Annotated in this window: 16 protein-coding genes; 4 read left to right on the top strand and 12 right to left on the bottom strand. The window is 33.2% G+C overall.

Annotation, left to right across the window (positions count from 1 at the left end):
- Window positions 1–8 precede the first annotated feature (8 nt).
- The 4 genes from ACHRVL_RS08950 to ACHRVL_RS08935 all read left to right on the top strand — a co-directional run bounded on the left by ACHRVL_RS08950 (window position 9) and on the right by ACHRVL_RS08935 (window position 2,597).
- On the top strand, window positions 9–905 hold the full coding sequence (locus tag ACHRVL_RS08950; protein WP_395411984.1) for a hypothetical protein: 897 nt from the start codon (window positions 9–11) through the stop codon (window positions 903–905).
- 165 nt (window positions 906–1,070) lie between these two features.
- Window positions 1,071–1,748 carry a YiiX family permuted papain-like enzyme gene (locus ACHRVL_RS08945; protein WP_395411982.1) on the top strand — a complete coding sequence of 226 codons (678 nt, stop codon included), beginning with the start codon at window positions 1,071–1,073 and terminating at the stop codon, window positions 1,746–1,748.
- An 87-nt stretch (window positions 1,749–1,835) separates the two neighbouring features.
- Complete coding sequence (locus tag ACHRVL_RS08940) at window positions 1,836–2,288, top strand: hypothetical protein (RefSeq protein ID WP_395411981.1); 453 nt, start codon at window positions 1,836–1,838, stop codon at window positions 2,286–2,288.
- 3 nt (window positions 2,289–2,291) lie between these two features.
- Entirely contained in the window at window positions 2,292–2,597 is a 306-nt protein-coding gene (locus tag ACHRVL_RS08935; RefSeq protein WP_395411979.1) for a hypothetical protein, read from the top strand.
- Window positions 2,598–2,714: 117 nt separating this feature from the next.
- Here ACHRVL_RS08935 and ACHRVL_RS08930 read toward each other — a convergent pair whose 3' ends face one another.
- From ACHRVL_RS08930 to corA, 12 genes are all read right to left on the bottom strand, one after another.
- Window positions 2,715–4,106 (bottom strand): M20/M25/M40 family metallo-hydrolase, encoded by a 1,392-nt coding sequence (locus ACHRVL_RS08930; protein WP_089052278.1) that lies wholly within the window; start codon window positions 4,104–4,106, stop codon window positions 2,715–2,717.
- 173 nt (window positions 4,107–4,279) lie between these two features.
- Window positions 4,280–6,211 carry a family 43 glycosylhydrolase gene (locus ACHRVL_RS08925; RefSeq protein ID WP_395411977.1) on the bottom strand — a complete coding sequence of 644 codons (1,932 nt, stop codon included), beginning with the start codon at window positions 6,209–6,211 and terminating at the stop codon, window positions 4,280–4,282.
- A 24-nt stretch (window positions 6,212–6,235) separates the two neighbouring features.
- Entirely contained in the window at window positions 6,236–7,021 is a 786-nt protein-coding gene (locus ACHRVL_RS08920) for a glycerophosphodiester phosphodiesterase family protein (protein ID WP_395411975.1), read from the bottom strand.
- A gap of 93 nt (window positions 7,022–7,114) precedes the next feature.
- Window positions 7,115–9,415 (bottom strand): beta-glucosidase BglX, encoded by a 2,301-nt coding sequence (bglX, locus tag ACHRVL_RS08915; protein WP_395411974.1) that lies wholly within the window; start codon window positions 9,413–9,415, stop codon window positions 7,115–7,117.
- A 10-nt stretch (window positions 9,416–9,425) separates the two neighbouring features.
- Window positions 9,426–10,139 carry a prolyl oligopeptidase family serine peptidase gene (locus ACHRVL_RS08910; protein ID WP_395411972.1) on the bottom strand — a complete coding sequence of 238 codons (714 nt, stop codon included), beginning with the start codon at window positions 10,137–10,139 and terminating at the stop codon, window positions 9,426–9,428.
- Between the two features lie 12 nt (window positions 10,140–10,151).
- Window positions 10,152–11,525, bottom strand: coding sequence for a glucoamylase family protein (locus ACHRVL_RS08905; protein ID WP_395411970.1), 1,374 nt, complete (start codon window positions 11,523–11,525; stop codon window positions 10,152–10,154).
- Window positions 11,526–11,598: 73 nt separating this feature from the next.
- Entirely contained in the window at window positions 11,599–13,062 is a 1,464-nt protein-coding gene (locus ACHRVL_RS08900) for a RagB/SusD family nutrient uptake outer membrane protein (RefSeq protein ID WP_395411968.1), read from the bottom strand.
- A 4-nt stretch (window positions 13,063–13,066) separates the two neighbouring features.
- Window positions 13,067–16,075, bottom strand: a complete 3,009-nt coding sequence (locus ACHRVL_RS08895) for a SusC/RagA family TonB-linked outer membrane protein (protein ID WP_395411966.1) — start codon at window positions 16,073–16,075, stop codon at window positions 13,067–13,069.
- A gap of 244 nt (window positions 16,076–16,319) precedes the next feature.
- The gene (locus ACHRVL_RS08890; RefSeq protein ID WP_395411964.1) at window positions 16,320–19,064 is read right to left on the bottom strand and encodes a histidine kinase; all 2,745 of its coding nucleotides are present in this window, start codon (window positions 19,062–19,064) and stop codon (window positions 16,320–16,322) included.
- Window positions 19,065–19,169: 105 nt separating this feature from the next.
- Window positions 19,170–20,354 carry an acetate/propionate family kinase gene (locus ACHRVL_RS08885; protein WP_395411962.1) on the bottom strand — a complete coding sequence of 395 codons (1,185 nt, stop codon included), beginning with the start codon at window positions 20,352–20,354 and terminating at the stop codon, window positions 19,170–19,172.
- An 89-nt stretch (window positions 20,355–20,443) separates the two neighbouring features.
- Window positions 20,444–22,537: a phosphate acetyltransferase gene (gene pta / locus ACHRVL_RS08880; protein WP_395411960.1), complete on the bottom strand. Its 2,094-nt coding sequence runs from the start codon at window positions 22,535–22,537 to the stop codon at window positions 20,444–20,446.
- Between the two features lie 57 nt (window positions 22,538–22,594).
- A complete protein-coding gene (gene corA, locus ACHRVL_RS08875; RefSeq protein ID WP_395411958.1) occupies window positions 22,595–23,665 on the bottom strand; it encodes a magnesium/cobalt transporter CorA in 1,071 nt (356 codons plus the stop codon).
- Between the last annotated feature and the right edge of the window lie 83 nt (window positions 23,666–23,748).

Below are 23,748 nucleotides of genomic sequence, written 5' to 3'. Positions count from 1 at the left end.
TAAGTTCTTTGAAAACAAAATTTCTATTTTTCTTCTTGATTTGTGTTTCTTTAAGCACATTTGCCCAAGAGGAAATTCCGGTACAAAAATACGCAGCTCATAATAAAGGGAAATTCTTTGTAATGTGGGGCGGAAACAGAGAAAGTTACTCTAACTCTGATGTAAATTTCAGAGGTAAAGATTACAACTTTACGGTTGAAAACATGAAGGCTCATGATAAACCTAAAGGCTGGCATGTTGATTACGTTAATCCCGTAAACATGACTATTCCTCAGACAAACTTGAGATTGGGTTACTTTTTTAGTGATCACTACAGCGTAACAATTGGCGTTGACCACATGAAATATGTGATGTCGCAGAATCAAATTGCAAACGTTAACGGATACATAGATTTACCTGCAGATCAAGCTGGCTCAATTTACAATGGAGCTTACAATAACAGACCTGTAGATATGTCTATAGGCAGCGCACAAGAAGGTGGTATGCCTCCGGGAAGCACTGGAACTCCTTTCTTAATTTATGAACATACTGATGGTTTAAACTACGTTAATACTGAAGTTTCAAGATTTGATGATGTTTCTAAATGGTTTGGTCTGCCAAATATAGATAAGGTGCAAATTAACTTAACTGAAGGTTTAGGTGCTGGACTTTTATATCCTAAAACAAATACAACTTTACTAGGAAAAGATCGTCATGATGATTTTCATATTTCTGGTTACGGTGTTTCTGCAAAAGCAGGTATCAATGTTACTTTTTTCAAACACTTCTATATCCAAGGAGAGTTAAAAGGCGGTTACATCAATATGCAGGACATTAGAACTACGGTAAGTAATGAAGATAAGGCTTCGCAAGACTTTTTCTTTTTTCAAAGAATTATTGCTGTTGGCGGTATTTTTAGAATCTAATATCTTGTAAGAAAAGAATCAAAAAATAGTTATCATTTATTTGGTAACTATTTTTTTTATTATTTACTTTGTAATTCAAAGTTCTTTTTAGTTGTGTTAATTTTTTATCAAAACAAATTAGATATAACATCTAAAAAAGTACTTTTAGCTTTCAATTATAAAACCATGAAAAAACAAAAATATCTATTTCTCGGTATCACATTTCTACTAAGCTTTGGTCTTGCTTTAACTGTAGCCATGTCTGTTTTTCCGAATAATCCATTTTCTTCTAAAGCCAAAACAGAGAATAAATCTGTCAGTAAAATTCAAGATGGTGATATTATTTTTCAAACATCACAGTCACCTCAATGTGAAGCAGTGCGAATTGCCACAAACTCAAAATTCTCGCATTGCGGTATTATCTACGATATAAACGGAAAATGGTTTGTTTTTGAAGCAGTTCAACCTGTAAAACTAACTCCATTTGAGGATTGGATTCAGCATGGAAAAGACAATAAATATGTGGTAAAAAGATTAAAAGACAATGCTGTTTTAACTTCTGCTGTTCTTCAAAAAATGAAAGACTACAGTCAGCAATTTGACGGCAAAGAATATGATTCTTATTTTGAATGGACAGATAATAAGATTTATTGCTCTGAACTGATTTGGAAAATTTATAAAAATGCTGTGGGCATTGAGCTTTCGAAATTAAGAGAGCTAAAAGATTTTAATTTAACTGATGTCAGAGTTCAAAAAATATTAAAAGAACGATATGGTAATGAAATTCCGCTTCAAGAAAAAGTAGTTGCTCCTTCTGACCTTTCAGATTCTAGCTTACTAAAAACTGTCGTTGATAATTATTAAAAACAGCAAAAGCTAATTCGAAAAAACAATTGGCTTTTTTATTTATTATTTTACTTTGAATTTCAAAGAACTTTTAAAAATATATTTATGAGAGATTATCTAATTGAAAAACTTTATGAATGCAGTAAAAAACCATATCAAAAATATTTTAAAAAGAATGAACCTTGGGAAATTGATAAAACGCAATTAATAGATTATCCAGAAGGAAGTCTAGGTCGTGGATTGGGAAATTTTCTTTACAAGAACCATTTCGACATACAAGAAAAACTGGAAGATCATGACATTATTCATGTCTTGACAAATACGGGTATTTCTGTATATGAAGAAATTGGAATGCAGTATTATCTTTTTGGAAACGGGAAACGAAGTTTGTATTTATTTATGGTTATACTTTCTGGAACGGTGTTTTACCCAAACAAACTACAGTACTTTATAAAGCAGTACAAAAGAGGAAAACGAGCACTGCCGTTCCATTATCTTGATTTTTCAAAAATGCTTTTAAAACCAATTTATACTATTCAGCAATCCTTTAAAATTTAATTTATGAAAACGACTCATCAAAAACCTTTTGAAGAAAAGCAATCGACTGAATTAGCTGTTGGCACTTTTATTATTAGTACGATCTTGTTTGTACTTTATATTATTTCGAATGAGAGCCCGAATGTATTAGTTATTGCATGGCCGTTTGCGTCTTCTGCGATAATCGTAAATATTATAATGTTAGTGAATCTAACAGATCGATTTATTCATTTACCAGAATATCGAAAAGACATTGTATTCAAGATTTTAATGCTGCTTTCTAATATTCCAATAACCTTTTTGTATTATTTGATTGTGATGAAATTTTGATTTTTTTTGATTATAAAAAGCAAAATTATCTCAGCTTCAGAAAAGCACAATATTTATATCAAAAAAAATAGACTGGCAAAAATGACAGTCTATTTTATATATTATCGATTTTAAATCTTAATTCGCTTTCGGTAATTCAATTCCGTTTTGATCTAATAAATACATCAAAGAAGTCATTGTTGCCGCTCCAAGTTCTAATTCTCTTTTATTGATAGCATCAAATTTATCATTTGCAGCATGATGATAATCAAAGTAACGTTGTGAATCTGGTTTTAACCCTGCTTTAACGATGGCTTTAGATGTTAAGTGTCCAATATCTGAACCTGCGTGACCAATTGTAAAACTGTGTACTAAATAAGGCTCAAAAAGATCTTTGTATCCTTGGATTTTTTTCAAATTAACATCATCCGCTTCTATAGAAAATCCTCTTGGAGAAAATCCTCCTGAATCACTTTCTAGTGCAAAAATGTGGTTTTCTTTTTTCTGTTTTGAAACTTCTTCATATTTCGCTCCGCCTCTTCCGCCATTTTCTTCATTCATGAACAATACAACACGAATTGTATTTTTTGGCTTATAATTTAAGTTTTTAAGTATACGAAGGACTTCCATACTTTGTACTACTCCTGCTCCGTCATCATGAGAACCGTCTGCTAAATCCCAAGAATCTAAGTGTCCGCCCACAACCATAATGTTTTCTGGAGTTACTGTTCCTGTTAATTCTCCAATAACATTATAAGATAATGCATCTGGTAAAGTTTCGCATGATTGTTTAAAATAGAATTTTAAAGCTGGATTTCTTTTTAAAGATTTGCTCAACAATTCGGCACCATTTGTACTAATCGCCGCTGTTGGAATATATTCTTCTTTTTTCAAATCGCCATAGCTTTGCGCTCCTGTGTGCGGGAAATCGTCTAAACGTAAATTCATCGAGCGAACAATGGTTCCTACAGCTCCTAATTTAGCTGCTTCTTTTGCGCCAGCATATCTTTGATCTACACAAGCTCCATATGAAGTAAATGTTTCGATATTTTCAGGATTCATTGGTCTGTTGTAAAAAACAATTTTCCCTTTTACTTTATCAGCTCCTAATTCACTTAATTCTTTAATACCCTGCACTTCTATAATTTCTGCAGTAAGTCCAGTTTTTGCTGTTGCCACAGATCCTCCTAAAGCACAAATTGGAACGGCTGTTTTTACTTTTCCGTCAAGGATAAAAGCAGTTTCTTTTTCGCCGCGCACCCAGTGAGGCACCATAACTTCCTGTAAGTATACTTTATCAAGTCCAAGACTTTCTAATTGTCTTTTGGTATATTGAACTGCTTCTTCTGCAGTTGCAGAACCAGATAATCGCGCTCCAATATCATTAGACAGATATTCTAACCAAGAATAACATTTTGCTTCGGTTAAAGCTTTTTTATAGAATAATTTGATATTTTTCTCGTCATTTGATTGGGCAAATAATGTCAATCCGTTTAAAACTAAAGCAGTTAAAAGAATCGTTTTTTTCATAGTTTTTATAGCGTTTTGGTCTTTTGTTTGAGTTTTTTTTTAGCTTAGATCACAAAGGAACAAAATTCGTTTAAAACTGTTCGAGTTTTTCCCTAAACCTTTCTCAAAAAAAAACTCCAATCGCAAACCTGTTTCGTTTGCAATCGGAGTTCCCTTATTTTATTAGATTAAGATTACTTTACTTCGATAAGTTTAGCTTTATCTCCTATTCCGTTTTCATTAAAAGCTTCAATTGTAAAATAGTACTTTGTGCCTTTATCTAAACCTCTAAAGTCATATGTATTTTCACCGTAAACCATGATGCTGTTGTATAATTTATCAGGAGCAATTCCGTAGTAAATATTATATCCAACTGCATCTGTTTGTTTTTTCCATGAAATCATTGCATTACGTGAATCCGCTGCTTTTCTATCTACTTTAAAAGAGGAAACAGCTTTTGGTTTTGCCTGCAATCCATTTCCAAAAACTCTGAAATCTGAAACTGCAAATAAACCTGATGCATTATGAATATTAACCATCTTGATGTATCTGGCTTTTATTGACTTTGTAAGCTCAACATAATCATGGGGAACGTCTTTTGCATTTTTAGATTTATCGACAACTAATGTCCAATTTTGAGCATCATCAGACATAAAGATTTTATATTGATAATAAATATCCATTGCCTTATTGTATTGTGTTGCTTTATGATCTGCATAATTGATCTGCAAAGCCTTGATCTCCATTGGTCTTCCCAAATCCATCTGCAGCCATTCGCCAGAATCACTTGTTTTGGCTGACCAGTAGGTTTGAATATTTTCATCGGTTAGATTCTCAGGGCCGTAACAGAACTTTTCGTATACTTTTTTACCTCCGTTATCCATTCTGTGTGTTTCCACTTCCATACATTCTTCAGATGAAGAAACGGTTACCGGCTTTTTGTACGAAAGCAGCATCCATCCTGATGAGGCTCCTTTTGTTTGATCGCGCTGACTTGTTGGAAGCACAATTGGAAAATCTCCATAAGAAGTTATTGAATACATTACATCATCTTTATCAAATCCTGCTGGAAACATATCGATACGACGCTCGAAACGGTCTTTAATAGATATTTTACACGTTCCCGTATTCCAATAATTCCCATAATTATCTGCAAATGTATTTCCGTGACCTGCACCAATTACAAATCCGCCTGGTTTGTATGACATTGGATTGTGTTTTTGATAAGTAAAAGGTCCTAACGGATTATCTCCTACATGAACTCCGTTTGCATAACCTTTAAATTCTGTTGCTGGTGCACCATATTGCATATAATATTTTCCGTTGTGTTTTGTCATCCAAGCGCCTTCAATAAAATTTCCCCAAGGCGCTGGTTCCATATCATTGTTTGGTCCAAAACGTTCCCATCCATGATTTGCAGGATCCAAAATTGCAACTTCTTTTACTTGACCGTACACTTTTTGAATATCTTCAACTTCGGTAGCTTTGTACAATTCTGCATAATCAGCTTGATTTCCTTTTGGAAGCCATGTATCATAATCTACTTCTACGCCAACAAGCGGCAATTTTCCGCTTGAACCGTAATACATATATACTTTTTTATCATCGTCTTGAAAAATGGCAGGATCCCATGTTGGCAGCATTGCTTTGTCAACATGTCGCAGCCATTGACCTAATTTTGGATCATCGGTTTTCCAGATTGGATGATCTTTTTTCCAAGTAGAGCCTACATAAAATAAGGTATCGTTTACAACCCAAGCTGCCGGCGCACACTGGTCGTCATCTGCTGGTTTTCTTTGAAAACTTCCGTAGACAAATTTCCAATCAGACATATCTTTACTCCAGAAAAAGCCTGCCTGATTTGTGGCAAACAAATAGTATTCGCCTTTAAAGGTAATAATAACAGGATCTGCACTTGAACGTCGAGATATTGGAATTCCATTATGATTTTCGGTTGTATAGTTGTATCCAATGTTTATAGGATTGCAATAGGTTGTTGCAGGTTTATTTGGGTCAAACCATTCTGTTTTACCGGGAATAGTAGTGTTTTGTGCCAAAGCAATGGAACTACAAACCATTAAAAGCAACGAAAGCACTTTTGAATGTAGTGTATATCTATTTTTCATTTTTTGAAATTTGAAATTTGAAAACTATTTTTTCTCTTTTATTCTTTGTGCCAAAAGTTCAGGCTCATTTGTCGTTATATAGTTAAACTTACTCTCGATAATCCAATCCATATCAGAAGCTTCGTTAACGGTCCAGGCATTCAGAATAATATTGTTTTCTTTGGCTTCTTTAATCCATTCTGGATGTTTTTTGAAGACTGAATAATGATAATCAACGCCATTAATATTGTCTGCTTTTACTTCTTTTGGTGATTTATTTCCTTCTAAATATTGTAAAACGGTTTTGTGATCAACTGCTCTAATTTGTTTTAATATTTCATAATCAAAACTAATGTAACAGGTGATTTTATCAGCTTTCAGCTCTTTGATGGTTTCAACTACTTTCAAAGCCGTCTTTTTTCCTCGTTCTTTACTTATCTCTGATGGTTTTATTTCACAGACTAAAAGAGTGTGTTTGTTATTTTTAATCCCTTCTGAAATATACTCGTGTAATGTTGGCAGTTTCTCTCCGTTTGAAAGTTTGAACTTTATCAAATCTGCATAATTTGTTTCTTCAATAAGTAACTTGTTATAATGTGCATCGTGATTGATTACAAGGGAATCATCGGCAGTTCGCCAAACATCAAATTCAGAACCTGCATTTTTCAAATCGATAGCATGTCTTAAAGCGGCGATAGAATTCTCTGGGAGATTATTCTTTTTCCATGCACCGCGATGCGCCACAATACCATTATTCTGCACACTGCAAGAATGGAAAGCTATTATTACTACGAAAAAAAGAAGTGCTTGAAATATTTTACTAGTATTCATTTTTTTTTGAAATTATAATTGAATAAAACGTCTTTTTAGAAAAAAAGCCCTCCGTCAACCAAACGAAGGGCTTTTAACTAACCAATAAACCAACTATTTAGTTAACTCAAAACTAACTTTCTTGTCGGCAGTTGAACTTCCTCCAACGAAAATATCAAACTGTCCAGGTTCTGCTACAAATTGTAAATCAGAATTATAAAATTTTAAATCTTCAACTGTGATATCAAAAGTCACGGTTTGTTTTTCACCTTTTTTAAGTGCAATTTTTTGGAAACCTTTCAATTCTCTAACCGGTCTTGTTACTGAACCAACTAAATCTCTAATGTATAATTGAACTGTTTCTTTTCCGTCATAATTTCCAGTATTTGCTACATCAACTGTAACTTTTAATTTTCCGTTGAAATTCATTTTATCAGATGAAATTTTCAAGTTTGAATAATCAAAAGTCGTATAGCTTAAACCAAAACCAAACGGAAATAATGGCTCGTTTCTTTCATCGATATAGTTAGATCTGAATTTTTCAAATTTTCCTTCTGTGTTAGAAAGTGGTCTTCCTGTATTTTTATGTGCATAATAAATTGGCAATTGTCCAACGCTTCTTGGGAAAGTTGAAGTCAATTTTCCTGAAGGATTTACATCTCCAAATAAAACGTCAGCAATTGCATAACCTGCTTCTGAACCTGCGAACCAAACATTTAAAATAGCTGGAACAGTTTCGTTTTCTTCTTTAATAACTAACGGACGACCGTCGAATAATACTAAAACAACTGGTTTTCCTGTTTTTAATAATGCGTTTAATAAATCTTTTTGCGCTTGTGGAATTTCTAAATTCGTACGGCTGCTAGATTCTCCACTCATTTCTGCAGATTCTCCAAGAGCAGCAACAATTACATCTGATTGGTTTGCTACTTTTAAAGCTTCTGCCAATAATTCTTCTTTTGAACGAGAATCACGGTGCAATGTTTTTCCAAACATTGTTGCGTTAGTTTCAAAAGTTTCATCGTAATCTAAGTTGCTTCCTTTTGCGTATAATACTTTAGTTGATTTTCCTGCTACTTCTTTGATTCCTGCTAATAATGAGATAGCATTCTCCATTTTTGTCGCTACACTCCAAGTTCCTGGCATATTTTCTTTAGCATCTGCCAATGGCCCAATCAAAGCAATAGTTCCAGATTTTTTAAGAGGCAATACTTGGTTTTGATTTTTTAATAAAACCAATGATTGTGCAGAGATTGATCTTGCTTCTTTTCTGCTGCTTAAAGTAAAGATTTCTGTTTTTGCTCTTTTTTCGTCACAATACTTATAGGGATCACTAAATAATCCTAAATCGTATTTTGCTTCAAGAATAAGTTTAACAGCATTGTCGATTGTCGCCATTGTAACTTTTTTCTCGTCTAAAGATTTTTTCAAAGTAGTTAAAAAACCTTCTCCAACCATATCCATTTCAACACCAGCATTTAGAGATTGAGCAGAAACTGCTTGTAAATCTCCCATTCCGTGCTCGATCATTTCAGGAATTCCTGTAAAATCAGTTACTACAAAACCTTTAAAGCCCCATTGTTTTCTTAAAACATCTGTCATTAACCATTTATTTCCAGTTGCAGGAATTCCGTCAACTTCGTTAAAAGAAGCCATAACAGAACCTACACCCGCATCAACAGCAGCTTTGTAAGGAGGAAAATAATCGTTGAACATTCTAATATGACTCATGTCTACAGTATTGTAATCACGACCACCTTCTGGCGCACCATATAAAGCGAAGTGCTTTACACATGCCATAATTGAATTGTTTTTAGAAAGATCATGTTGTTGGTATCCATTGACCATTGCTTTTGCAATTTCACTTCCTAAATATGGATCTTCACCTGAACCTTCAGAAACTCTTCCCCAACGCGGGTCACGAGAAACATCAACCATTGGTGAGAATGTCCAGTTGATACCGTCTGCACTAGCTTCTTGCGCAGCAATTTGTGCACTTCTTTCGATTAATCCCATATCCCAAGTACAAGATAGTCCTAACGGAATTGGAAATGTTGTTTCGTAACCGTGAATAACATCCATACCAAAAATCAACGGAATTTTCAATCGGCTTTCTTCAACTGCAATTCTTTGTACTTCTTTAATTTTTTGAACAGATTTAATATTGAATAAACCTCCAACTTTACCTTCAGCAATTTTTTTAGCCACATCAGAACTATTTGCTTGTCCTGTTGTAATATCTCCAGAAGTTGGTAAATTAAGCTGACCTAATTTTTCGTCTAATGTCATTTTTGACAATAGTTCAGCAACAAACTCTGACTTTGGTTTAATTTTTACTGTATTTTTAGTATTCTTTTTTTGGGCATAACCCAAAACAGCACATCCTAAAAATAGTAAGACTAATTTGTTTTTCATTCTATTATATTTATTTGTTCGTATTCGTTTTTTTCTGCTTAAACATCCAGTCATAAATTTCTGGATTGTCATAAACTCTTGTCCAGCTGTCGTGATTTGCATCATCAAAAATGGTCAGCTTTATATCTTTTGCATTACATTTTTTTAATTCTTTGTAAATCGTAATCGCATAATTTACATTGACCACATCATCTAATAAACCGTGGTAAATTCTGGTTGGAATGTTGGCTATTTCACAAGCTTTTTCTAACTGAATTAAATCTACAAAACCAGCGACAGGTACATTTGCAGCAAATAGATCAGGATGTGCAAAAGCCAAATTCCATGAAGCCCAGCCTCCTGAGCTTAAACCAGTAACATATATTCGTTCTGAATCAATTTTGTTTTCTTTCTGAATTTTTATAATCAGCTGATAAATTGATTCTATATCCCAATTTTCGTCTTCTTTACATTGCGGCGCCAAAACATAAGCATCCAGCTGATGGTTTTTTAGATATTTTAAAGGCCCATTAATTTTGACTTTTTCAAGGTCAGTTCCTTTTTCTCCATCTCCTGAAATAAAAACTATTAATGGCTTTTTCTCTTTTGTATTTACCGGCTTATGCAAAACATATCCCAATTCATAATTGGTTACCACAACCGTTTTTATTTTTCCTGTTGTCTCGCTTTGTGCAAAACCAACTAGAGAAAAAAGTAATAACAATAAGCCTGCTTTATATTTCATAAATGCTAAATCTTAAATTCCGTATTTTTCGGATTTAAATCCAAGTTTTGTTAAGCCTTGTTTTACTTCTGGAGCGTTCATAAATAATTTCCATAATAGTCCTGTACGATAATTTTCAAGCATTACTACTTCTGGACCTTGATCTATAGCTAGATATCGTTTTGCCACCCAATTGTTTTCTAAACTTAATGCATCATAAAAACCAGCTTCTCCCCAAGTTTCTTTTTTATGGTTTTGATAAAGGTTTCTCATTAAAGCAATAGACTCTTTTGATGTGTATACAATTGAACTTATTGCTGCTGTTGGTGATATAACCCCCACATCATTAGTTGGAAAATGTGCATTATACCCTATTGATCCGTCAGGATTTCTAGAATAAGAAGCTGTTAATCCCCAATAATCAGCACCATAACTGCCATATTTTTTAGGATTCTCAACACAATATTCATAATCTATTTTAACCTGATTTACATTTAAATCCCAGTAGTTTGCATATTTATCGGTTAACTGATTCGGATCTAAACCTACATAAGAATAATGCGCCCAAAATAATGGCCCTCCAAATTCTTCCGCTCCATTATGCTTTAGAATTAAAGGAATATTGTATTTTGTTTTTGAAGTAACAATTCCGCCGCTTCTAGCCCAGCCTTCATGATACGCTTTTGCATCGATAGTATGCGTTGGCGATGCTGCTGCCAAAACGTATGTAATTAAACATTCGTTATATCCTTCAAGGGGAAAATTCATCTGCCAGTCGTAGTTAGGTGACCAGTGCCAGTACAGCACATTTTTATTGTTGGTATACCATTGCCAGTCCACACCTTTCCAAAGTGCATCATATTTTGCAGCAACCGCTTTTTCTTTTTCAGAACCTGTTTTAAGATATTCACGAACGGTAATCATTCCCGCAACCAAAAATGAAGTTTCGACTAAGTCGCCGCCATTATCCTTGGTTCCAAAAGGTTTTACTTTTCCTGTATTTCCGTCAATCCAATGTGACCATGCTCCGTGAAAACGATCTGCTTTGCCTAAAAAGTCAGCAATTTTGTTCAGTCTTTCTACTCCTTGTGCTTTTGTAATATAACCTTGAGACATTCCTGACACAAGTGCCATTAAACCAAAACCAGAACCTCCTGTTGTAACAATGTTTGAATCATTCTCTGGATAATTTCCGTCAGGATGATAACGCTCTCTTGCTAATCCAGAATTTGGCTCTGCATAATCCCAGAAATACTTAAAGGTTTGTTTTTGAACAATTTCAATAAGCTGTTCATCTGTCAGATTAACACTAGAAGTTTTTTCTTCTGTATTTCCTTTAGATTTAACAGCAGAGGATCCGCATCCAAAAAAAGTAAAAGCTAAAAATAAAACTGAAATTCTAATCATTATAAAAATTTAAAATATTGAATAAATAATCACTTCCTCTAAACTTTTAGAGGAAGTGATTTTAAGATGTTAATTAATAACCACCCGGATTTTGTTGAGAAAGTCCATTTGCTTCTCTTAAGAATGAAGTTGGTATAGGCCATAATTCATGTTTTCCAACAATAAAAGTTTTGCCATCTGCTGCCATAGCCGCTTCGGCTTGTCCTGTTCTAACTATATCAAACCATCTGTCGTGCTCAAAAGCAAATTCTAATCTTCTTTCTTTATAGATTGCTTTTCTGATATCTGATTGAGAAGTAAAAGGAGTATCTCCTAAACCTGCTCTTTTACGAATTTGATTTACTAAGGGAATAGCCTCTGAAGTTTGTCCTAATTCGTTTAATGCTTCAGCTTTCATTAATATAACTTCGGCATATCTTAAATATCTAAGATTTGTATCTGTAAATTCCTGATTGTAAAAAGATGATGAATATGCTTTATAATTATATCTTTCATTTGCAACAGTTGACGCCACTTCTCTACCGTCATACAAAACTGATCCTCTGAAAATAATTGTAGCCGCACGTCTAACATCTCCTGTTTCATATGCATTTGCTAAACCTTCAGTTGGTGTATTGAATCCCCAACCCCAGCCTCCAGCTCCACGAGGTGCTTGAGAAACAGTATAATTTCCAATTCCAAATCCAGGGCTTGAAGTAGAACCTACTCCATTTATTTCGAAAATAGATTCTGGACCAAATTCTCCTTCTTTTTTAAATTGTAAGGAATAATCAGGAACTAAAGAATAACCCGTTACTTTATCACAATTGTCAATTACTTTTTGCCAATTTTTTTGATACAGATTTACTTTTGCTAGTAAAGCGTATGCTGCTCCTTTAGAAGCTCTAACAACATCTGCTCCAGTATAAGCTGATTTTAAAGGCAAAGCTTCGATAGCATCATTTAAATCTTGCTCTATAAAAGCATAAACTTCTGCTACTGACTTACGTGTCAATTGCATTTTTCTGTCTTCTTCAGATACAGGAACTGTAGCTAAATGATCAATAATTGGAACTCCTCCATATCCTTTTACTAAAGTAAAATACATGAATGCTCTCATGAATTTTGTTTCTCCAACTAATCTTGCTTTTAAATCCGGTGATGCCTTATCTAGTTTAGGAAACATTGCTAATGCTTGATTACATCTGTTAATTCCAGCATAATTCGCGTTCCAAGTGGATTGAAATGATGGAGTTGAAGCGTTATAAGTCAAAGCATCAACAATATCTTTGTCTCCACCTGCATCTCCTGGGTCAGAACCTTTATCAGCATCATCACTAATAATACTTGAAACAGCATTCCATCCAAAAGATGACATTTCCCATCCTAAAAATTGATTGTAAATTGCAGTTACAAAGCCTTTAGCTCCTTCATCACTATTAACCAAAGCAGGATCTGCAGGAATAGCTTCTGTTGGATCTACATCCAAAAAGTCATTTGAACATCCGGATAATAGTAATCCAGAAAGAACAAACATTGATATATATAATCTTTTCATAATATTAAAATTTTAAATTAACTCCCATAACAAATGATCTCAATGATGGGTAAGCATCTAGCTCAACCCCTTGAGTACCTTCAACTAACTTACCATCAGACACAACATCTGGTGAAAATCCAGAGAATTTTTGTGTAATAAATGGGTTAATCGCATTTACATAAATTCGGCAATAGTTAATAAATTTATCTTCTTTAAGAGGAAGTTTGTATCCTAAAGTAATGTTATTGATTCTAAAAAAGTCTGCAGACTCCAAGTAATAAGTTGAAGCAAAAGGAGTTAAATTAGAAGGTGCCGGAATTGAAGATGTTGTATTTGTAGGTGTCCAAAAACCATTAGCCATAGAAGCTTCTACATTTTCTCCTCCAAATCTTTGTGCTTTTTTTCCATTATATACTTTTGCTCCTCCAGTTCCGTAACCGTCAACAGAAAAATCAATGTTTTTGTAATTCAATCCTAACGTAACTCCATAATTAGAAGTTGGTAAAAGAGAACCTACATATTTTTTGTCTTTAAGCTCATCTAAGCCTGATTGCGCAACTTTAGAACCATCTGCTTTGTAGTACAACATTTGACCATTTGCTTGATCAACTCCTGCATACTCATACATAAAGAAACTACCTAATGGTTGTCCTACTGAAGTATTATCAAGAATTTTGGTATTTTGACCATTTCCTAAACTTCCTCCAATAATTGGATTTAACTGAACATTTTTAAGGCTGGTAAGTTCATTTTTATTATGAGAAAAATTCCCTCCTACCCAGTAACTTAAATTATCGTTTATTCTATCATCCCAACGTAAAGAGATTTCGTAACCTTTGTTAGATACTTCCCCAACATGCGCTGGTGTAGCAACTGTAATTCCAGAAGTTGAATATGGTTTAACATTCAAAATTGTATTTGTTGTGTTTTTATCATACACGTCAAATGACCCTTTTAATCTATTGTTTAATACTTCAAAATCAAAACCTCCTGAAAGTTCTTCAACAATTTCCCAAGATAAATTTGGATCTACTTGCGAATTAATTGTAGTACCAGAACCCAAACCTGAGTAATCTAATCCAGAAGTTAATAATTGAGTATTAAGAGGTACATTTTGATTTCCTAATCTACCCCAAGAACCTCTAATTTTTAATAAATTAATTTGCTCAACATTACTTAAAAAACTTTCTTTTGAAACTACCCATCCTAAACCAACAGATGGAAATGTTCCCCAACGTTTGTCTTCAGCAAATTGCGAAGATCCATCACGTCTTACGGTACCTGTAAGTAAATATCTGTCTAACAATTTATATTGGAAACGAGCAAAATAAGAGGCCAATCTTCTTTGATTTAAAGCTTCATCTTTCAAACCTGTAACAGTACCTGCTACATTAACATCTTTTAAAGACCAATAATTCGAGTTTGCATTTACATTCTTTCTGTCAATAGTTAACTTTTCTCTAGTACCTTGCACATTCGCCTCGATACCCGCTGTAACTTCAACGTCATGAATTTCAGCAAAAACTTTATTATACGTTAAATAGTTAGATAAGTTCCAATTAAAATATTGGTCTCTATTTCTTGTCAAAGTGTTCACATTCAAATCACCAGGATATTTTGATGCTACACGAGTAGGATCTGCAGATAACCAAAGAGCTTGATTGTCTACATAATTATACTGTTTGTAAGTATAAAATTCCCCGTTGAATTGTGAAGTAAATTTTAAAGATTTAATAATGTCATAATCTAATTTTAATCCACCTTGCAACATAACAGTTTGCTGCTGCTCGTTTGTATAATCTAATTGAGCAACTGGATTTCCAACATTATTGAAAGAAGCACCTGTTTCAGCTACAACTCCATTAGAAACAAATGGCACACCATATTTCCCATCAGCATAACGCACAGGAACAAGTGGAGATTGTCTATAAGCATTAGTAAATGCGCTTAAAGGCATTGGTGTATTTTTTATCGTACTAACACTTAAGTTTTGGCTAATTTTAACTTTTTCAGAAAGTTTAAACTCGTTATTATTTCTGATAGTTGTACGTCCGTAATCAGAGCCGTTTAAAATTCCTTTTTCTTCATAATTTCCAACACTAAAAAAGTATTTCACATTTTCTGAAGACCCTGAGATTGCAATATTATTTTGAGTGTAAGACCCAGTTCTTGTAATCGCATCAAGCCAATCTGTGTTGTAAGGCTGGTTTGCAGAAAATCTGCCTTGAGGAAAATCTTTGATATAAGCAGCATTACTATAACGAACGTACTCGTCAGCATTTGCCATTTTTACCGTTTTTAGCGGCGTTCTAACTCCTGCAAAGCTTTCAACATCTACAGTCATTTTTCCTTTACCTGCTTTGGTTGTAATCATAATTACACCATTTGCACCTCTAGTTCCATAAATAGCTAATGAAGAAGCATCTTTCAAGATCTCATAAGATGTAATATCATTAGTATTAATGTTGTTGATGTTCTCAGTAGGCATACCATCTACTACATACAGAGGATTTCTTCCTCCTAATGCTGTACCAGCCCCTCTGATCAATACTGAAGGAGTACTTCCTGGTGCATCTGAAGTAGATACTTGTACACCAGCTGCTTTACCTTGGATAGCCTGAGAAGCATTTATTACCTTCATTTTGGTAATTTCCTCAGATTTGATTGAACTTACAGCAGATGTGTTATCAATCTTTTTTCTTGTACCGTATCCAATTACAACTACTTCTTTTAATGCAGTATCTTCTGCTTCTTTTAAGGTAATTGTCATTGGTGCGGCAGTTGCCGGTACAGAAACTGAATTAAAACCCAACATAGAGACTTTTAATATATCTCCTGGTTTTGCATTAATAGTAAAGTTTCCGTCGAAATCTGCATCAGCAGTAGCACGAGCATCAGATGAAGCGATTATTGCTCCAGGAATTCCCATTCCGCTGCTGTCTACTACTTTTCCTTTAATTGCTTGCGCTTGTCCCATCATATAAGATGGCAACAATAAGAGCGCTAAAAAGCTAAAAATAAAATTTTTCATACAGTATGTAATCGTTTAAGTTAGTAGAGCCAAATTAAACAATTACAACGTTGTAGTACATCAGATACCACTACAACATAACTACATCATTGTGTTAAAATTTAAAACTATACACATGATTATCAACCACATAAATGTTAAATAAAATCCATTAACACAACGTTATGATGTAGTATTGATGTATTAGAATTATATAAAAAATGAGATAGAAAAATATAAATTATACAAAATTTAAAACCAAATCTTACAGACTTAATAAGAACTTTGACAGGTTTTCTTCTTGCGTAAGACTTAATTTCTTTCTTAGACGATATCTGTGCAGTTCAACACCTCTAAAAGAAATATTCATTAAAGGAGCTATTTCCTTCGAAGAAAGGTTCATTTTAAGATACACACAAAGTTTTATATCTTTTGGAGTTAGATGAGGATACTTTTTAGAAAGGTTAATAATAAACTCATTGTGGATCTGATTCAAATTTGTTTCAAAAGTCTCCCATTCGTGTTTATTAACCTCATTTATTTTTATTGCCTTTTTGATTTCGCTTTTCAGCTTATTAAAATCTTTTTCTGTTTCAAGAATACCTTGAATATTTTCAATCATTTCGCTTTGTTTAGCAATCGACAAAGATTTACCTGCAACTTCAGATGATTTTGTCTGTAATTCAAGCTCTAGAATATGTTTCTCAAATTCTTGAATATTCAGCTCATTCTCTTTCTTAAGTTCCATTTCAAGAATCTCACGCTGATGTTTTAACTCTTCTGCCTGTAATTTTAATTTTTGTGTATAACGAAGCTTGTTCCACTTATAATAGAAAAATAAAACTGCCGCCACAACAAGTAAATAAAGCAGCACCATCCAAAATGAAAAATACCAAGGCTGCGAAACTTTAAACTCAAAACTCGAAACTTTATCATAACTAGCTCCGTCGTGTTTAAAAATCGCTACAGAATGCGATCCGCTGCTTAAGTTGTTTAAAACAATAGCACCATTTGAGATTGGGATGTATTTTTTGTCATTGTTAATTTGATAAAACAAATTTGGCTTACTGGCTCCATAAATTCCAGAAATCACATTTATTCTAAGTTCCGTATTGTGCTTTATTTTACTTTCGTCCGGAAGAAGTTCACCATTATTATAAGCTTCAATTCTTACGCCTTTGTTCTGCTTATTTTCATATTCTAATTGAAGAGAAATAAATCCATCATCAAGATTCAGTAAATAATGATTATTACTTCTAAAAATTCTTAGATTTTCATTAATCAATTTTCCTTTATAGTATTTCTCTTGAATAATATTCCAAACAAATTTATTTTCATTTGCATAAATATGATAAAGAACACCTTCTTGAAGAACAATAAAATGATTCTTATCTATGGCAACTACATCAGAGATATTTTTAAAATTGGTATTGAATAATTCATTCTCTTCTAATCTATTTGTGATCGAATTAAACGTATACCAAACGTTATTAATTAGAAAAAGGATCTCGCCTCTAAATTCAAAAATCTTAACTCCAAAATCATTTTTGATTTTACTTAGCTGTGTAATGTTCTCAACTTTCTTAGTCTTGAAATTATCATCTAAGAAAACTCTATATAAACCGCGATAATTATCTGCCGCCCAAATTTCATTTTTTTTATTCTGGGCAACATATTTTATAGGTTTTGATAATCCGTCGATTTTTTTGCTTTGAGTAAGATCCGAAGCATTGTTATATAATAAAATTCCGCTGTAAGTTGATTGAAAATAAGTATCATTAATAATACTTTTTGATAAGTTCCAACCTCCATTTACATTATTAATCTTTGTCAAACCACCATTTTCATAACAAAATGTACCATCATTATGACCTATAACATATTTACTTCCAATTTTGGTGATATTCCATCCCTGCCCCTGTGTATTGGGCATCATTTTGAAGTTTCCAGAATCAAACTCAAAAATACCATGATTTGAAGCAATTAAATATCCTTTATCAATAGTGGCAACGGAGTAAACAGAGCCCAAGATTCCAGAATTGTCGTAAAAAAACGAAATTGGAGAATTTACCTCAACATGAGCAATTCCGTTATCTAAACCCAGCCACAAATCTTCTTCTTTGTCAAAACCAATGCTTAACACCGAGTTATTCATCAAAACATTGTTTCGGTCAATATTTTTAAATGTATTAGTATTAAAATCGTAGATAAACACACCTTTATTACCGGTGCCAACCACCAATTTATTGTTTTTAATAAACTTGGCAACATTAATTCCGTTAGACTTTAATGTTTCATTCAATGGATTATTCCAAGCTCTGAGTCCTTCTTTTTCAGCAACAAAAATTCCTCGCTTTTGTGTAAAAATATAAATTTTGCCGTTATATTTTTCGATCGCATGCACAACGGTATTTTTCAAAATTTCCCAGCCTTTTGGAATTGCTATTTTTGTTCCATTCATTCTAAAAAGACCTTTCTCGACAGAAGCAACATAAAGACTCTTATCTACTACAAAGCAATAGGAAACTAAAAAAGGAAATTTAATTCTTTGAATATGTTTTCCGTTATAAATAAAAACATCGTTGAAAGATTGAAAATACAACGATCCGTTAAACCTGAATATTTTCCAGATTTCTTCGTTGTCTTTCTCATCAAATAAATGAAGGTTTTTGGTAATAGAAACATAATGCATTTTACCATTTTTTCTATACCAATATCCAAATTCTTTATACGATCCTGAATAAATTCGATCACCTTCAATCAAAATCGAGCGAATTATCGTTTTATTTGGCAAAGAATACTTTTCCCAAATGACACCATCGTAACGTAATAGATAATGATTGTTAGCAAAATACATCGCCTTATCTTTACCTTGAGCAACGTTCCAGATTTGATTATCACCTTGATAATCTGATTTATTATAATTTTCGACGAAAGGAAGTAATTCTTGTGCTTGAATTTGAAAAGCAATGAAAAAGAAGAATAGTAATTTAAAAAGTTTCGATTTCAAAATATTCGGATTTATACCTCAAAGATACTGACAAATATTTAATATGAAGCCATAAAAAAAAGCTCCTGATCAAGGAGCTTTCTTATAATCTTTAATTCAAAATCTTTAGTTATTCAGCAGTTGATAAACCTGATTTGCAATTTCATATTCTTCATCAGTTGGAACCACAAGTATCTTTGCTCTTGAACTTGATTTGTTGATTTCTCTAATTTCTTTCGAACGAATTTGATTTTTGTCATCATCAATTTCAATTCCAAAATATTCCATATCGGTACAAACTAACTTTCGCATATACGATGAGTTCTCACCAATTCCAGCTGTAAAAATTATGGCATCCAATCCGTTTAATGAAGCTGCATACGCCCCAATAGTTTTTCTAATTCTATAAGCGTTCATCAATAAAGCCAGCTGACAATCTTTATTTCCTTTTTCAGCCTCAGATTCAATATCACGCAAATCACTGTAACCTGTAAGGCCTAGCATTCCGCTTTGTTTCAACAAAATAGAATTTACTTCATCTGGCGTATAACCCAAATTTTTGACCATATAAAATATTACAGATTGATCAATATCTCCTGCTCTTGTACCCATTATTAAGCCATTTGCAGGCGAAAATCCCATTGTTGTATCAATACTTTTTCCGTCTTTTACAGCTGTCATACTACATCCGTTTCCTAAATGGATTGTGATAATTTTAGATTTATTTTCTAAGTAGTCTATTGCCTTTTCAGATACGTATTTATGACTTGTTCCATGGAATCCATATACGCGGACTTTATTCTCAGTTAAAAGATAATTTGGTATTGCATATTTATAAGCTTGAACTGGAATTGTTTGATGAAATGCAGTATCAAAAACTGCAACTTGTTTAGCTTCAGCAAATATCTCTTCTGCAACATTTATTCCTACCAAATGCGCTGGATTATGAAGCGGAGCCAATTCTGAAAGTTCTTTAATCTTTTCTTTTACTTCTTCTGTAATAATTGTTGTATCAGAGAAATAACTTCCTCCGTGCACAACTCTATGTCCTACAGCTGCAATTTCTGAAGTTGTTTTAATTACTCCTTTGTCAGCATCCAAAAGCATATCTGCCACTTTTTGCAATCCTACTTTATGAGTTGGAATCGGCAATATTTCTTCACGCGAATTTGAAGCTGTTTTAAAAGTAATATTTGATGTTTCTAGACCAATTCTGTCAATCATACCACTGCAAATCACTTCGTTTGCCGGCATAACCATTAATTGATATTTTATTGATGAACTTCCTGAGTTTATTATTAGTATTTTCATTCTTTTTAAGTTGCTAAGGTTCTAAGAAGCTAAGATTCTAAGGCTCTTAGTTTATTATTTATTTTTTAATTCTCAATTTTTAATTGAATTTACATTCCCTGCGCCTGAATTGCTGTAATTACGACCGTATTAATAATATCATCAACTGTACAACCGCGGCTTAAATCGTTTACAGGTTTATTTAATCCTTGCAGCATTGGGCCAATTGCCAAAGCTCCTGTTTCTCTTTGTACTGCTTTATAGGTATTATTTCCCGTGTTCAAATCTGGAAAAATTAGTACGCTCGCCTGTCCTGCTACTTCAGAATCTGGCATTTTACTTTTACCAACAGCGCGGTCAACTGCAGCGTCATACTGAATTGGACCTTCAATTTTTAAATCAGGACGTTTTTGTTTTACAATTTCGGTTGCTGCTCTTACTTTATCTACTTCATCCCCTTTTCCTGATGATCCAGAAGAATAAGAAAGCATTGCAATTTTTGGTTCAATTCCAAAAGCTGAACTTGATTCGGCAGATGAAATTGCGATTTCTGCCAATTGTTCTGCGGTCGGATTTGGATTGATGGCACAATCTCCAAAAACAGAAACACGGTCTTCTAAACACATAAAAAATACGGATGAAACTACTGATGAATTTGGCTTAGTTTTAATGAATTGTAAAGCTGGCAGAATGGTATGCTGAGTAGTATGTGCCGCACCTGAAACCATTCCGTCTGCGTGGCCTTTATAAACCATCATTGTTCCAAAATACGAAACGTCTTCCATTAAATCTCTCGCCATTGTAATACTTACATTCTTTGCTTTTCTAAGCTCATAATAGGTATTAGCATAGTCTTCATACAATTCAGATTCTTTTGGATTGATGATATTTACTTTAGAAAAATCAAATGCAATTCCTAATTCTGCAATTTTATTTTCAATTTGTTTTCTTTCTCCAATAATCGAAATATCAACAACATCCATCGCCAAAAGTCTCGAAGCTGCAATAATAATTCTCTCGTCATTCCCTTCAGGCAGAACGATATGTTTACGATGCTGTCTGGCTCTTTTAACCATGTTGTATTGAAACATTTTTGGCGTCATGCCTTCTGCTTCAAAAGTGATTAATCTTTCAGATAAAGCTTCGTTATTAACATATTTTTCAAATGTAGTTATCGACGTTTCAATTTTATGCGTGTTATTAGCATAGATTTCAGACTTAATGGCACCAATTCTGTTTGTAATATGGTACGTTCCGCCGTCAACCGCAATAATTGGAACAATAGCCGAAAGTCCTTCTATAAGCTTTAAAATGCTTTCTTCTGGAACGATGTTTCCAGTTAATATAATCCCCGATATTGTTGGATAATTTGCTGATTCATTAGCTTGTAAAGCTCCTAAAATAATATCAGAACGATCTCCTGGCGTAATTACAAGCGCATTATCATGCAAATGAACTAAATAGTTATGCAATTGCATAGCTCCAACACTAAAGTGACCAATTTCATTGTTTAAATAGTTTCCTCCAAACAAAACTTTAGCATCAAGTTCATTAACAATTTCCTGCATCGTTGGATTGTTCAAACTTGAAATTAGCGGAATTGTATTGACTAAAACATTCTCTGGTAAACTTTTTTGAAGACTTTTAGTTACTAATTCAATATTTTCGGGTTGTACTTTATTGGCAAAAACAGACAAAACCTCAACCTCTTTTACTTTGAATGAATCGTAAACTAAATACAAGCTGTCAACCAATTCTTCCAACGTTTTTCCTACTCCTGAACCAATAATTATTGTTGGAATTCCTAAGTTTTTGGCAATTAAAACATTCAGGTCTAATTCGATTGAAGTTCCTTCGCCGGTAAAGCTTGTTCCTTCAACCAAAACAAAATCAAAACGTTCTTCGAGTTTTTTATATTTTTCGATAATTAAATCTAAAACCTCTCCTATTTTTCCTTTATTCTTTTTCTTAATCAGCTTACTTTTTGTGATGGCATAAGCATCTTCAAACTTAATATCGAGGTTAAAATGCGATAAAACGGTTTCAATATGGTTATCTAATTCACCATCGACAAAATCCTCTACAATAGGTCTAAAATACCCTACTTTGGCTGTTTTTCCAATCAAAATACTCATCAAACCGAGTGTAATAATCGATTTTCCGCTATTGTGATCGCTCGTTGCTATATATATTGCTTTACTCATAATTTATATTTTGAAACTTAACGTATCTATTTGAATTCTGTTTTAATGTTTATAAGGTTAAAACCAACGCCTTTTCTTGAAGTAAACAATCAAGGCTATTACCAGTAAAACCATTGCCACCATTACACTATGATAACCATAACGATATTTAAGTTCCGGCATGTTTTCAAAGTTCATACCGTAAACTCCCACAATAAAAGTAAGAGGTATAAATATGGCTGAAATTATAGTAAGGGTTTTCATGATCTCGTTCATTTTTCGGCTCTGTTCCGAAAAATAAAAGTTAGAAGCACTTTCGAGTGAACTCATATCTGATTCTATTTGCTCTAAAAGCTCTAAACTTTTTTGATGCAGTCTGATAAAAAAATTAAAAGTTTCCTTTTGTATCAAACTGTTGGTGTCATCATCTTTAATCGTTTTTAAGTAATAAAGCGAATCTCGAAGAGGAACAATTGAACGCTTTAAAAAATTAAAATTATCACGGTGATTTTCAATCTTTTCTAAAATAACGGGATCTGCGCCTTTTTTAGTCAAATTGATCAATTCTTCTATTTTATCTTCCTCATCTTCAATTGTAATGTAGAAATTTTCGATTACAGCATCTAATAACAAATAAAGCAGATAATCAACTTTTTTAGTTCTTACAATTCCAGAATGCGTTCGAAGGCGCTCTCGAATATGGGTAAAAAAATCGCTTCGTTTTTCTTGAAAAGAAATCAAAATTCCATCTTTCAATATAAAACTCAGCTGTTCAACACTTATATTATCTGAATATTCAGAAGGCAAAAGTGATTTTATATTGAAAAATAAAATATTAGGCTGTTCTTCTAATTTGGTTCTTTTAGTGGTGTTTAAAATATCTGCCAATAAATAATCGTCCAATTTAAAATGTGCTCCAATAGTTTTAAGCAAACCAATGTCATTTAAACCGTGAATATTGAGCCAGTTATTTTTAGTGTAATCAAAACAAGAATTTAGAGCCAAAACAGTAAATTTATCATATTCAACAACATCTGTATCGTTATATACAAAAAGCTGCATCTCGGTTTCATGCTCTTTATGCGAGCCTGTATACTCTAAAGTAATATGTTGCAGCTTTCTCCCTTTCTTGTATTTGATCTTTCTCATTCAAAAAAATTTACAATAGTAATATTACGAAAAAGAATCCGAATGAGAAATGACATTTATCATTTTGCTCAGAAAGATTTAAC

This window comes from Flavobacterium sp. FlaQc-28 (assembly GCF_044007415.1).
In the GTDB taxonomy this organism is placed as follows: Bacteria; Bacteroidota; Bacteroidia; order Flavobacteriales; family Flavobacteriaceae; genus Flavobacterium.
This window is presented reverse-complemented; position numbering and strand designations above follow the sequence as displayed.